The sequence below is a fragment of the Spirosoma pomorum genome, from assembly GCF_054776615.1.
The window spans coordinates 899,659-914,471 of the sequence record NZ_BAAHBP010000001.1 but is presented as its reverse complement, the minus strand read 5'-3'; the positions used below and the strand labels follow the sequence as shown (position 1 = coordinate 914,471).

At 52.6% G+C, this 14,813-nt stretch carries 8 protein-coding genes; 7 read left to right on the top strand and 1 reads right to left on the bottom strand.

What is annotated here, in order from left to right; genetic code table 11:
• Position 1 precedes the first annotated feature (1 nt).
• Positions 2 to 742, top strand: a complete 741-nt coding sequence (locus tag ACYVAD_RS03805) for a potassium channel family protein (protein ID WP_461138127.1) — start codon at positions 2 to 4, stop codon at positions 740 to 742.
• A 2-nt stretch (positions 743 to 744) separates the two neighbouring features.
• Here the strand turns inward: ACYVAD_RS03805 and ACYVAD_RS03800 are convergent, their stop codons facing one another.
• Complete coding sequence (locus ACYVAD_RS03800) at positions 745 to 1,710, bottom strand: polysaccharide deacetylase family protein (RefSeq protein WP_461138126.1); 966 nt, start codon at positions 1,708 to 1,710, stop codon at positions 745 to 747.
• A 596-nt stretch (positions 1,711 to 2,306) separates the two neighbouring features.
• Between ACYVAD_RS03800 and ACYVAD_RS03795 the strand changes: the two genes are divergently transcribed.
• From ACYVAD_RS03795 to ACYVAD_RS03770, 6 genes are all read left to right on the top strand, one after another.
• Positions 2,307 to 2,915: an RNA polymerase sigma factor gene (locus ACYVAD_RS03795; RefSeq protein ID WP_461138125.1), complete on the top strand. Its 609-nt coding sequence runs from the start codon at positions 2,307 to 2,309 to the stop codon at positions 2,913 to 2,915.
• A 94-nt stretch (positions 2,916 to 3,009) separates the two neighbouring features.
• The gene (locus ACYVAD_RS03790; protein WP_461138124.1) at positions 3,010 to 4,125 is read left to right on the top strand and encodes a FecR domain-containing protein; all 1,116 of its coding nucleotides are present in this window, start codon (positions 3,010 to 3,012) and stop codon (positions 4,123 to 4,125) included.
• A 192-nt stretch (positions 4,126 to 4,317) separates the two neighbouring features.
• A complete protein-coding gene (locus ACYVAD_RS03785; RefSeq protein ID WP_461138123.1) occupies positions 4,318 to 7,728 on the top strand; it encodes a TonB-dependent receptor in 3,411 nt (1,136 codons plus the stop codon).
• Positions 7,729 to 7,751: 23 nt separating this feature from the next.
• A complete protein-coding gene (locus ACYVAD_RS03780) occupies positions 7,752 to 9,260 on the top strand; it encodes a RagB/SusD family nutrient uptake outer membrane protein (protein ID WP_461138122.1) in 1,509 nt (502 codons plus the stop codon).
• A gap of 582 nt (positions 9,261 to 9,842) precedes the next feature.
• Entirely contained in the window at positions 9,843 to 13,163 is a 3,321-nt protein-coding gene (locus tag ACYVAD_RS03775; protein ID WP_461138121.1) for a TonB-dependent receptor, read from the top strand.
• An 11-nt stretch (positions 13,164 to 13,174) separates the two neighbouring features.
• Entirely contained in the window at positions 13,175 to 14,803 is a 1,629-nt protein-coding gene (locus tag ACYVAD_RS03770; protein WP_461138120.1) for a RagB/SusD family nutrient uptake outer membrane protein, read from the top strand.
• Positions 14,804 to 14,813 lie beyond the last annotated feature (10 nt).

Below are 14,813 nucleotides of genomic sequence, written 5' to 3'. Positions count from 1 at the left end.
CATGAAGCCGTCCGCTTCCGAAAAACCAACGTTGCACCAGATTATTATGCTGGTGTTGTCTGTCGCTGTGGTCCTGGGTCTGCTCCTGCGCGAACTGGTACCCATTCACGAAGACACGCGACAGCTGCTCAATGATGTCGACACAGGGATCTGTCTGTATTTTCTGTACGATTTTTTCCTGCGCCTGTACCAGGCTCCCGACAAACGGCGCTTTTTGCAGTGGGGGTGGGTCGATCTGCTGGCTAGCATTCCCGTGGTGCCCTGGGTACGATTAGGGCAGGTCGTGCGGATCATCCGGTTATTGCGCATGGTCCGGGCGTTTCGGACGTCGCGGGAGTTCGTTAGCTATTTCTTTCGCAATCGGGCTAATGGCACACTGGCGGTGGTGCTGCTCAGTGCTCTGTTGCTGATGGTATTTGGGGCGATTGCCATTCTGTCGGTCGAGCGCGTACCGGAATCCAACATTAAAACGCCATCCGACGCGCTTTGGTGGGCGTTCGTGACAATCACGACGGTGGGCTACGGCGACCGGTTTCCCGTGACGACGGCCGGGCGATTGATTGCGGCTGTTCTGATGGTTGTTGGGGTTGGGCTGTTCGGAACGTTTACGGGTTACGTTGCCAATTTTTTCGTGGAGGAAGAACAGGCCGAAAAACCAAAAGAAAACGAGCTGCAAACCCTTATTGACGAAGTGCGCCAGCTCCGCGCCAAAATCGAAGAGCTGGAAGAGCGCTTGAAGTGAATTTACTTCTCCGCATCGGCCACGCTGGTCGGCAGTTCGTAGAGCAGCCAGGTTTTGTTGCGGATGGCGGCCGAGCGTTGTTTGATGAGTTGGACGAAGTCGGTAATCCCCAGCGGCTCATTACCGTTCGCATGGATAAGCACGAAACTTCCCTGTTTGGGCTGCTGGTTCTTGGCCAGCCAGGCGTCGCTTCCGATGGGCAGCAGACCCAGTGCCAGTACCTGATCAAAAATGGCTTTGTCGGAGACCAGCCCCGGAAACCGGAAGAAGGTCGAGGGGATTAGACCATTCTGAATCATCGCCTGCTCGTTCAGCAGAACCTCCTGGTTCAGATTCGTGTTCGGTTCCAGCAAAAAGTTGACGGGTAAAGGCTTTTGCGGATTGAACCGGTGATGGTACGAATGATTGACCCACGTAATGGCAAGCTCACCCCGGCTAACCAGACTTTTCAGGTACGCCAGATCAGACGCGTGATTTGCCATCCACAGCCCCGTAATGGTAATGGTAACCGGAATCGGTTTTTCTTCCGGGCCGAATGCGTTGATCAATTGCTCGAACACGGAGCGGGTCAGCGGCTTTGTGGATGGGCACAAGTCGATGGTCAGACTGAAGCCCCGTTCTGTAGTGTCGGCTCGTTCCAGCCCCGCATCCTGCAGTGAACCGTCGCGCTGGCGTTCGGCCAGCAGGGCGCGCACGTAAGGCGTCTGCCGAAATCGTTGGGAAAGATCGGCCCAGGACGCAGAACGGACCGCCGAGCGGGGTAGCGCCGAGACGGCGGTTTCAAGCGTCTGGGGGGTGACGGTGAGGTAACGCATCTGGCCCTGTTGCTGCCACTGGCGAAGAACAATCCGCTGGGGCGCTTGGGTCGTCAGCCCGAAGGCAACTCGGTAGTTTGTCAGCTGTGCCTGACAAGAAATTCCGCCAAGGAATAGCGTCGCTGCGGAGATCAGAGTGATAAGCCGAATCATTTGATGAGACGTAACAGTCGACCGCGAAAATAGAAAAGATTAGTACGTCGTTGCTTGCCTGCGGGCGGTTTATTACCATATAAATCGCTCCAGCTCTGTTCTCTTCGCTCTTAGTTCAAGAGTTTATCTTCACTAACCACCCCCCGGCCCCCTCCTATTTTCTAGGAGGGGGAGGTTAATAGAGGTCGCTAATCAAATTTTCCATTAGTTGTCACCCCCTTACCCCCTCCTAAAATAGGAAGGGGAAGTTGAAAAGGCCACTTCTGCGTGTTCCCCTCCTGTTTTAGGAGGGGGTAGGGGTGGTGTAGTGACTAGCCGAGAAATAAGTCCGATCCACCCCTTCGTGAAATCTTTACAAGGTTAGGTTTCAAGAGGGGCTAGGCGGGTCGGCCCGTGCCAGGTGGTCAGCGCAGAACTATGCACAATTACATGTCAACGCTTGAGTAAGATGCGAACAAACGACGTTGCCAGGTATGTATTGATATTATTTAGTCTATAGAAATTCAGTAGTAATGCCTATTATATCTTATCATATTCATATATTTGCTAATAGGTGGCCAACCGTGGATTAGTTGAAGCTAACCGTGGATTATTCAATGTTTGAATCTGAATCGGATCTCTGGAGTTCGTTCCAGAAAGGAAATGTAAGTGCCTTTGAGGAAATATACCGTATTCACTCAGCCCCGCTGTTTGCCTACGGAAAACGGTTGTGCAGCGACCACGATCTGGTTCAGGATACGGTGCAGGACATCTTCGTCGAGATCTGGACCCGACGCGCTACGCTCCGGGATCTGCACACGATCAAATACTACCTTTTCCGGATAATGCGCAACAAGCTGGCGCGGCTGCATCAGAAAGCGGCTGTACTGGTTTATGAAGACGAATTGTCTTTCGACTTTCAACGCTTATTTAGTCCGGCAATCGACGATGTGATCGTACAGGAAGAGACCAGCGTCGAGCAGGTGGCCCGGTTGCAGCAGTCGATACGTCAGCTGCCAGGGCGCCAGCGGGAAGCCATTATGCTGGCTTTTTACGACAATTTTACCAACGAAGAGATTGCCGGAATTATGGGTATTAATCACCAGTCAGTTATTAATCACCTTAACCGGGGATTGACCACCTTACGTGATCGGCTTACGGATATGCCAATCTTGATAGGGCTTTTGGTGGAAGCACTGACCGACTTGCCTTTTGGGGCCGCTTAGCTAAAAAATAATCGGCGGAAGCAAAAAAATATTGAGCGCAATGAGTTGAAAACGGTCTTTCTCGCTACTTACCTTAAGAGAAGCATCGTCAATAATGAACGACCAGTACCAGACGTATAAAGATTTTTTAGCAGACTCTTATTTCCGGCAATGGGTCAAGCAACCCGACGAAGCGTCGACGCTGTACTGGGAAGCCTTCCTGACCGAGCATCCGGAGCACCGTACGAATGTAGCCCAGGCTGCCGACGCGTTACGATCTCTCTCGGCGGCTACGGAGCAGTTAATTGAACCCGTTACAAGGGCTGAACAGGATGCCGTCTGGACGGCTATTCAGGCACGTATCAGTCAGCCGGAGCGCTCGGTTAATTCATTCCTGGGACAGTCTCGTTCGTTGTGGGGCTGGTTTTCCGTCGCGGCTTCCATCTGTTTGATCGCCGGGATTGGCTGGTGGGGTTTTCGCACCACGGCTACGAGCCCAGAAAGTAAACAGCAGCCAGTAGCCGTACTGAGCCAGTTTGTTGATGAATACAATGACGGCACGAAGCCACAGCTGTTGAATCTACCCGACGGCAGCTCCATTATTCTGCAACCGAACAGCCGACTTACCTACGAACGGCGCTTCGATAAAGCTCAGCGCACCGTTTATCTGCAGGGGGAGGCTTTCTTCGAGGTGGCTAAAAATCGCCAGCGTCCGTTTCTGGTACATGCCAATGAATTATGGACCAAGGTGCTGGGGACTAGCTTCAACGTCCGGGCTTATGCTAACGATAAGGACATAACGGTGACGGTTCGATCGGGCCGGGTTGCCGTCTTTACGCAGAAAGAAGTGCAGAAACGTAATATGAACTCACCTTCGCTGGAAGGTACCGTTCTGAAACCTAACCAACAAATTGTCTTTGCCCGTAGCGAAGATCGACTGATTTCACCGAAACGAATTATCCCGTTGATTCTGGCCCGCAAAGTGCCGGCGTTTAGCCCGGCCAGCTTCGTGTTCGACGCAACACCGGTTTCAACCGTGTTTGCTGAGCTGGAAAAAGTATATGGTCTCCAGATATCCTACGATAAGACAGCATTGGGAAACTGCCGACTGACCGCCGATCTGACCGACGAAACACTGAATAACAAGCTGGCGGTCATCTGCAAAAGCATCGAAGCCACGTATTCACTCAATCAGAATTCTGTACTCGTATCAGGGCCAGGCTGCCCTTGAGCAAAGAGCTTACTTAACGAAAAGTAAATTAACTAACTCAACGCGTCTCTTATGAAAATTACCACTTAGCCGGTGCTGATGTAGCACCGAGAATTCTTTCTTTATGCGTCGTTCGACGCGGCCTGGGTGAGCTAACAATGTGTTCCTGTCAGGCCCCCAGTTTTTTCAATCTTTTTAATTTTTGCCAAACACATGAGCAACCGTATATCCTTGATGACCACTAGTCGGTGGGCAATGGGGTTAGCCGTACTTCAGTTGGTACTGGGTATGCTTTTTTCGAGTAATGTACTGGCCAGCGATGGTAGAGTACAGGACGTGATGAATCAAAAAATCACGCTTCAGCTTACGAATAAGAACGTTAGTGATGTATTGGTCCAGCTGGAGAAGCTGACCGACGTAAAATTCTCCTACAGCCCTGATTTGATTCAGGCTGATCGTAAAGTTTCGGTTTCGGTCGTTAATGAACCCCTGGCGCAGGTGCTGACAACCTTGTTGACGCCCCTGCGGATCAAATACGAAATGGTTGGTAGCCGACTGGTGCTGACTCGTGGCGACGGTGTTTCGGCCGTAGCAACCGAACAGGCCGTTGCTCCACCTGTTACCGTAAAGGGACGCGTGCTGGACGAAAAGAATCAGCCGCTGCCGGGGGCCACGATTGTGCTGAAAGGCGCGACAACTACTGGTACCGTAACCGATGCGGACGGTGCCTTTACGCTGAATCTGCCCGATGGCAACGCCACGCTGGTCGTTTCGTCGATTGGCTACACGACACAGGAAGTAGCCCTGAATAATCGCCAGACGCTGGACGTAACCCTGGTTCCCGACGTCAAGTCGCTGAGCGAAGTGGTTGTGGTTGGTTATGGTACGCAGAAGCGTTCGGACCTGACCGGTTCGGTGGGTAGCGTGAAAAGCGCTGAGCTGCTGGATCGCCCGGCCATCAACGTTGAACAATCCTTACAGGGCCGTGTGTCGGGGGTGAACGTATCGATGAACTCAGGCCGGCCCGGTGGAAACACCAACATCCGGATTCGTGGATTTAGCTCGATCAACGCGACCAACAACCCACTTTACGTGGTGGATGGTATCATCTGGGCGGCTGGTATCGATGCCCTGAACCCGTCGGATATTGAGTCGATCGACGTCCTGAAAGATGCGTCGGCTACGGCTATTTATGGAACCCGGGGTGCCAACGGTGTAATCCTGGTAACGACTAAACGGGGCCGCAAAGGAGGGTCCGTTAGCTACGATACGTACGTGAGTGGCAGTACGCTGGCCCGGAAACGGGACGTACTGAACGCGCGCGAGTTTCTGGACCTGGAAGATCGTGCCTATCAGAATGTAGCGAAATACGATCCGACCGGATGGGCCGAAGGGAAGTATGCCAACCGGGATCCCCGCATCAAACGGACAGCGCTGATCGGTAAATTGTTCGATGCCAACCTGAACCCACTTTACGATGTGGATTGGCAGGACGAAACTACCCGCACGGCTATCAGCCAGAACCACAACCTGGGCTTTACGGGTGGTGGCGATCAAACGACATTTGGTCTGTTCCTGAACTACAACGACAATCAGGGGATCATCAAAAACACATACCTGAAGCGGTACACGGGTCGTCTGGTGATGGACAGCCAGCTGAAACCTTGGTTGAAAGTAGGCGCTACGCTGAACTACAGTAACTCGGAAGAACGCCGGGCGGATGACGGAACGGGCGGTAACAATATTCCCCGGATGCTGATCGAGATGGTTCCGATCGTACCGATTCGCTACCCAGACGGGACGTACGGCAAGCGGCAGGATTACCCCGATATGGAGAGTGGCGATAATCCAGTTGCGCTGACGAACGAAGATAACCGTCAGTACCGCAAGCAGGTGTTCGGGGCTAATGCCTACGCGAACATCAACTTTATGCCGGGTCTGGATTTCCGGACCACGCTGGGTACGAACTTCAATAGTCAATACAACCCGCTGTCAGAAACCAGCCAGGTGCAGTTGATCCGGTCATTCCGGGGTTACGCTGAAATCCGGAGTTACGACATCAAGTTCCTGCAGTGGCAGAATTACCTGACCTACAACAAGCAGATCAATGCGTCGAACTCGATTAATGTAGTAGCGGGCGCAGAGTTTCAGAAATATAACTACCTGGAGTGGTTCGCGGGCGTAGAAAGTCTGCCGGACGATTACTACCAGTACTATAACCTGGGCGCCAGTGCCAACCCGCTGCCACCAACGTCGGTTTACAACGCCTACCAGATGGCGTCGTACTTCGCGCGGGGTAACTACAACTACAAGGACAAGATCCTGGTCACGGCTACGGGACGTTTCGATGGTTCGTCGCGCTTTGGTCAAAACAACAAGTTCGCCTTCTTCCCATCGGCAGCTGTAGCCTGGCGGTTGTCGCAGGAGGATTTCCTGAAAGGCAACAATACCATTTCGGATCTGAAGGTGCGGGCCAGCTACGGCTTAACCGGTAACTCGGAGATCAACTCGTACCAGTCGCAGGCGTCGCTGAGCGCGAACAATTACGTATTTGGTGGCCAGCGGGCGGCAGGAACGGTCATTGGTACGCTGGCTAACCCAAACCTGCGTTGGGAAAAAACGGCGCAGTATGATTTGGGTCTGTCGATGGGCCTGTTCAAAGGACGGGTCAATCTGGAGGCTGATGTGTTCCTGAAACAAACCCGCGATCTGCTACTACAGGCACCCGTACCGCTGTCGAGTGGGTATGCCAGCATCTACAAAAACGTAGGTAGCATGGAAAACCGGGGTCTGGAACTGGCGCTGAACACGATTAACGTTGAAACGAAAAACGTTACGTGGTCGACTAACTTCAATATCTCGTTTCTGAAAAACCGCGTAACGGCGCTGGGTGAAGCCAACGACGATATCTTCCCCGGTCCGTACTTCCTGAACAACACCAACATTCTGCGGGTCGGTCAGTCGGTAGGCTCGTTCTTCGGCCTGCAACGGCTCGGTACGTGGGGCACGGGTGAAGCGGATGAAGCCGCTCGCTACGGCCGTCGGCCCGGTGACCTGAAATACCAGGATTTGAACAACGATGGTCAGATCAACGACCTCGATCGCGTGATCATGGGTAAAGGTATCCCAACGGCTTACGGTACGTTCAGCAACACGGTTCGCTACAAAGGACTTGACCTGACACTCGATCTGCAATTTTCGTACGGCAACGACATCCTGAACCTGACGCATCACTCGGCGCTTGACCGGACCGGCCAGGCTAACAGCTACGGCGAAGTATTGACCGGTTGGACGGAGCAAAACCAGAATACGTCCATCGCTCAGGCGCGTCCATCATACGTGTACTACGATTCGAAAATCGATTCGTACAAAGTAGAGGATGGTTCATTCCTGCGCGGTCGGAACCTGGTGCTGGGCTACACGTTCCCAACGGCGATGATCGAGAAAATCAAGCTAAGTCGGCTGCGGGTTTACGCATCGGCGCAGAACTTCTTCGTCCTGACAAAATACTCGGGCTACGATCCGGAAGTGACGACCTACGGTGATGCGTTTGCTCAGGGGATTCAGTTCTTCGACTATCCCAAGGCGCACGTCTTTACGGCTGGCTTGAACGTTTCCTTCTAATTGACTTCTGAAACGACTATCTGATGATACGTACCATAAAAACGATTGGAAAACTAGCGCTCTGTGGCGCGCTGATCGCGGGCACAACCGGTTGCTCAGACTACCTGGAAGAGGTAAATCGGTCGAATTTTACGCAGGATAACTATTTTACGTCGGCGCAGCAGGCGCAGTCGGCCGTCGATGGCATCTACGAGCGCTTGCGGATGTTCAACGATGACAACGGCTACGGCGAACGCCCTTGGGTAACGCTGGAGTTAATCAACGGTCACGCAACCACGCTGGGCCAGAGTTTCTTCAACAGCCAGTTCATCAACTATACCGCCGATGCGGCTAACCCCGCTACGCGGACGCTCTGGCAACGGAGTTACAACGCCATTGGCAACGCGAATCTGGCCATCCAGCGTATACCAGCCATTTCGATGGACGAAGCGCAGAAGAAATCACTGCTGGGTCAGGCGCATTTTCTACGGGCGTTCTTCTACTACCACTTAGTTCGGTTGTACGGCGATGTTCCCCTGATTACGGACCCGATTGATGCATCGAGCCCAAACCTGTATCCATCGCGCTCACCCCAGACGGATGTATACAATCTGATTGTGAGCGATCTGACTCAGGCCGAACAGGCTGGTCTGCCCGTGAACGATCAGACGGGCCGAATCACGGTCGGTGCCGTAAAAACGTTGCTATCGAGTGTCTACCTGACCATGGCGGGGTACCCATTACAGCAAACGGATAACTATGCGAAGGCTGCGGCCAAGGCGAAAGAAGTACTGGATGCTGGTACGTATTCGCTGTTCCCATCGTATGAATATCTGCACGATAACGCGCACAAAAACCAGAGTGAATTCATCCTGCAGGCGCAGTATGCATCGGGGATTGCCACCAACGCCATCAGCGCACTGGTGATTCCGTATTTCGCTCGTATCTCGGTGTACGGCGACGAATACGGCGCGCTGATTCCGACGAACGCGTTCTTCAACAGCTACGAATCTGGTGACCTGCGGACGCAGGAGCGGCAGTTCTACTTCTCGAGCTACCCGTCCATTACGGATACGTCGCAGGTAGTGAACTTCGGGGTTCATGCGCTGTACAAGTACTTCCACAAGGAAAGCGCGCTGAACCGGAACATTCTGCCCGACCAGAACTGGACGCTGCTCCGGTTGCCAGAGCTTCAGCTCATCTACGCCGAAGCCAGTAACGAAGCGAGTGGTCCAACGGCAGCTGCTTACGCCGAAGTGAACAAGATTCGGTCGCGGGCGCAGCTGAAACCACTGTCCGGTTTGACGAAAGACCAGTTCCGCGAAGCCATCTGGAAAGAGCGTTATCATGAGCTGGCTTACGAAAACAAAGCGTATTTCGATACCCAACGCACGCGTAAGTCGTACGACGTAACGACCAATACGTTCGTGAACGCTGTAGGGTTCAAAAACGAAAGTAGCGGAGCCGTATTCACGGAGAAATATCTGCTGTGGGGTATTCCGCAATACGAAACCAATAACAACCGTAGTCTGACTCAGAATCCGGGCTGGTAGTCGGTTTGGTTTGCGATCGAAAAAGGGGGGAGCGCACTGCTTCCCCCTTTTTTCGTGCCTAACGGGACAGTAATCGAACAACCGGGAGGAATGTAACAAGGGGGTTATCTAACTATTAAAACAAGTCTGGTCCACAACAGCAGCCTAAGGCTGCAAAAAATTGAAAAAAATGTGCGGATCAGTGAGTTGAAAAGACCTGTTTCTGCCAATTGATTGTAAGATGTGACTTTCAAAGCTCCGATATAACTTTTCTGGTAATAATTAGGCAGTCGACTTGCATTAAATAGTCTATGTCTTCTCGTTAGGCAAGATTTCTTGGCTTGCCTTTTACGATGTGTTCGAACGTTGTCGAAGGCTCGTTCTATCATAACGGCGGGATTCAATATTACTGGTAGAATCACGGATTGCCGTAGGTTGCAAGTTGCGTTTTTTTGTACCACACTACTTTCATTGATGGGAACAGACTATTCATCTAACCTTCTTACTATGGCATCAAAAGGCACTGTCTGCTAACGCAATACGGCCAGATTGGCTAAGCCTTACCCCACATTTTATTAAATTCTAACCTTTGTTTTACGCATTATGAGTAACCGTTTATCAGAAATCAATACCAGATGGGAAGTGATGCGATGGATGCTGCTTCAACTGGTATTAACTATCGCGTTCACCACCGGTTCGCTGGCCGACGATAGCCGGGCGCAGGATATGCTGAGCAATAAAATTACGCTTCAGCTAAGCAACCGGCCCGTTAGCGATGTCCTGAGCCGCATCGAAAAACTAACCGACGTAAAATTCTCCTACAGTCCGGATCTGATTCAGGCGAGTCGGCGGGTATCAATTGCCGTCAATAATGAACCGCTTTCGCAGGTGCTGAATACATTACTGACGCCCCTGCAGATCAAATACGAACCCGTTGGCAGTCGACTGGTGTTGACTCGGGCGCCCGAAAAGACGCTCAATCAGACGGTCGTTTTACCAGCCACAGCCGTTGCCGCGGTTGCTCCGCCGATAACGGTTAAGGGGCGCGTATTGGACGATCTGGGTAAGCCTATTCCGGGCGCAACGGTGTTAGTAAAAGGAACCTCGAATACGGGAACCGTTACGGATGCGAATGGTACGTATACCTTGAACGCACCGGATGGGAATGTAACGTTGGTCGTATCATCGATTGGGTTTACCGCCCGCGAGGTGGCCGTTAATGGTCGGGCGACCGTTGACGTAACGTTGACGACGGACGTAAAATCACTGAATGAAGTCGTCGTTGTTGGGTATGGTACCCAGAAGCGGTCGGAAGTAACGTCGGCGGTATCAACGGTTAAAGTAGAAGACTTCAATCAGGGCGGTACCCGGAACGCGTTGGACCTGGTTCAGGGTAAAGTAGCCGGTCTGCAGATCACCCGTACCCAGGGTAACAACCCTAACGCCAGTCCCGCGATTCAGCTACGGGGCATTACGTCGATCAACGGTACTCTGTCGCCATTAATTGTAATTGATGGTATTCCGGGCGGTAACCTGGATCTGTTGCAACAGGATGATATCGAATCATTCGACGTCCTGAAAGACGGTTCGGCTGCTGCTATCTACGGTACCCGGGGTAACGCTGGCGTTATTCTGATCACTACGAAAAAAGGCAAATCCGGCCCCGCTCGTTATGATTACTCAACCTACGTGCAACATGAATCCGTAGCTAAGCAACCCCGCTTCCTGACTCCAGAGGAATGGCGTGCGTACCGGAACGACCCAACCAACGTGAAAGCCGGCCAAATGCAAGATTTGCAGGCATCAACGGATTGGTACGGTCAGCTCATCAACAAAGATAACTTGAGCCAGTACCATAACCTGTCTATGTCAGGTGGCGGTGACAATGGTAGCTACCGGGCGTCGGTGTATTACAACGGAGCTGACCCGATCACGTTGCAGAACTGGCGGAGACAGTATGGTGGTCGATTGAATTTTAATCAGCGTGGACTCGATAATCGGTTGTCGGCGCAGATGAATCTAGCTACAAACGTCAGTAACGCGAACCTACTGGGTGGCCAGGGGGGCGATTTTGAGAACGCGCTGGGCCGCAACCCAACGCAACCTGTGTTCAACCCGAACGGTACGTATTACGAAGAAGGCTCGACAACGAACCCAATTGGTCGGCTGAATCAGGAAAAGAATCTACGGAATCAACAAACGACATCGGGTGATTTCCGACTGACACTTGAGCCGATCGATGGTCTACGGGCGTCAGCTTTCGGAGCCGTAGTTCGCGATTCCTGGAATGATAACGAATACCGCTCCCGGGCGTCTCGTTTTTCGCAGATCGGTACGCTGAATGGCACCGCTGTGGCGGGTACGGGTTACGCTCGCAAATACAATCGGTTGGCCAACAACTACACGTTTGAGTCGACGCTGGAATACGACCGGCTGATCAAGCAGGATCACAGCCTGCGGGCCCTGGTTGGTTATAGTTATCAATATGGCGTATTGGAAGAGTTCTCCGGGGCAAGCAGTGGGTTCCTGAACGATGCCTTCGAGGAAAATAACTTGGGAGCAGGTAACTTCCTGACGCTGGGTAAATCGTCGCTGGGTAGTTTCAAAGAAGATAATACGCTGATTGCGTTCTTCGGTCGGTTGAACTACGCGTATAAAGACAAGTACATCGCGCAGTTCATCCTGCGTCGCGAAGGATCGTCGCGTTTTGGGGCCAATAACAAGTTCGGTAACTTCCCGGCGGCCTCTGTAGGCTGGACCATCAGTAAAGAGAATTTCATGAGCAACGTGCAGTTTGTGAATACGCTGAAACTACGCGTCGGCTACGGCGTAACGGGTAACCAGGGTATTCCAAACTACCAGTCGGTGGTACGATTGAGCACGGGTAACTTCTACTTGAACGACGATGGTGTATGGCGGCAGACATACGGTCCGAGCAATAACCCAAACCCAAACCTGCGCTGGGAGCGCAAGCAGGAAGTAAACGTTGGTCTTGACTTTGGTCTGTTCGATAATCGTCTGACGGGGGCCATTGAAGTCTACCAGCGCCGGACGTCTGACCTGCTGGGCAGCTTCAACACGCAATTGCCACCCTTCGTGCAGTCGACGCTGTACACCAACGTTGGGGTGATTGATAACAACGGCGTTGAGTTGACGCTGAGCGGTTCAGTGATGAAAAAGCAGAACTTCAGCTGGGATATGGACGTAGCCGCCAGCACGCAGAGTAACAAACTGGTATCATTCTCCGATGACGTGTTCAAAGTAACCTTCCTGAACTTTGGTGATATTGGTGGCTTTGGTGCGCTTGGAAACGCGATCCGGACAATCGAAGGTGGTCCGCTGGGTAGCTTCTACGGTAAGCGGTTTGCGGGCTTTACTCCCGAAGGGAAATGGCTGTTCTACAAAGCGACGGGCGAAGCGGTTACGGCGGATAAGATCGTTCCAAATGATGACTACGCGTACATCGGCAACGGTATTCCGAAATACTACGCGTCTTGGACCAATCGGTTCCGGTACAAGAACTTCGACCTAACGGCCTTCTTCCGGGGTAAGTTTGGTTATGATATTCTGAACCTGCAGCAGGTATTCTTCGGCAACAAAATTTATCTGCCGAACAACGTCCTTCAGGATGCCATTACGCGTAATAACCAGATCAACGACGCGCTTCAGTTCTCCGATTATTACCTGGAGCCAGGTGGTTTCGTGAAATTGGACAACGTAACGCTGGGCTACAATTTCAGATTCAAGACGCCCCTGATTCGTAATCTACGTGTGTACCTAACCGGGCGTAATCTGGTTACCATTACCCGCTACCGGGGTGTCGATCCTGAAGTGGACGACACCGGACTAGCGCCAGGTATTGACGGTCGTGGCTTCTACCCACGTACACGCTCGTTTACGGCAGGTATAAACTTTGGTTTCTAATTCGAACTTCCATGAACCGATTCTATAAAGGACTATTAGCGGGTGGCCTGCTCACCCTGTCACTAGGATTAAACGGCTGTACGGATCTGGACGAGACCCTATACAGTTCCATTGATGCCAACGCGTTTTATAATAACCGCCAGGAAATTCTATCGGGCGTTCTTCGCCCGTATACCCATGCCAATGCCTGGGCTGCACCAACCGGGCAGCAAGGCTCCTGGCGAATGAATGAGATGTCGGCTGACCAACTGGCCTGGCCGCAGAAAGGACGTCACGGTTACGATGATGCGCAGTGGATTCGGCTGCACGGGCATAGCTGGGTATTCACCGAAAACAACATCTGGAACCCCTGGTCGCTGCTGTTCACGGGGATTGGTTTCTGTAACAGTACGCTGGGCGATTTCAGCCGCGTCGACTTTGCTCGCGCTGGCGTGAGTGAGCAGGAAAAGGCCGCTTTCATCGCTGAGCTAAAAGTATTCCGGGCCTACCACTACATGAGGCTCATGGACATGTATGGTAACATTCCCATCGTGACGGTAGTAGGAACGCCACTCAGCCCACCAACGGCACCCCGGGCCGAAGTATTTGCCTTCGTGGAAAAGGAGCTGAAAGAGAACGTCGATCTGCTGCCTAACCTAAGCAAAAGCCTGATCGGACGGATCACCAAGGCGGCTGGCTACTCGATGCTGGCTGAACTGTACCTGAATGCCGAGGTATGGTCCGGAACCGCTCGCTGGGATGATTGTATCGCGGCCTGCGACAAAATCATACGGGGCGAAACGGGCGGTCTAAATGGTACGCCAGCGCTGGACGCCGACCTGCTGTCGACCTACAGTAACACCAATGACAACTCAAAAGAGATCCTATTTCAATTAGTCTACGATTTTCAGCAAACGCCGACCCGCTGTGGATGGAACAGTGATTTCTACCATTTTCAGCAACGGCTTATCTACGGGGGCGACGCCAATGGGAACAACGGGGTAGTGGTTATTCCCAGCGCTTATGACGCCTTCAAGGACAATGACCTGCGCAAATCAACCTGGATGTTGATCGGAACGCAGTATCAGGCGGCCAACCCAACGCAGCCTGTACTGGGCACTGAAGAATACCGGGATAAACCGCTGGTGTTCGTGAAGGAAATCCGGCGGGCCAGCGAAGGCAAAACCAGCTCGACGATGGTTGATGGTGAAGAAAACAGTGGCGCTCGCTTCAACAAGTACCGGCCTGGTCGCCAGACGGAAGCCAAGTACTGGAGCAACGACTGGTCGCTGTACCGGCTGACCGAAATTTACTTTGCTAAAGCCGAAGCACTGATGCGGAAAAACGGTGGCGCAGCAACGGCCGAAGCGGTTCAACTGGTCAACGATTGTCGGAAGCGGGCATTTAGCGCGGCTGACTTTACGAAAGAGGCCTACACGCCAACGACCCTGACGTTGACCGAGCTGCTGGCCGAGCGTGGACGCGAGTTTATTTTCGAAGGCAAACGCCGGACGGATATGATTCGGTTTGGTACTTTCACGACGGCAAGCTGGTGGGATCACCAACCCAGCGACCCAACGAAACGGCTGTTCCCCATTCCGCAGCGTCAGCTGGCGGCCAACCCAAATCTGGTTCAAAACCCAGGTTATCCGGCGCAATAATGTAGTTCAG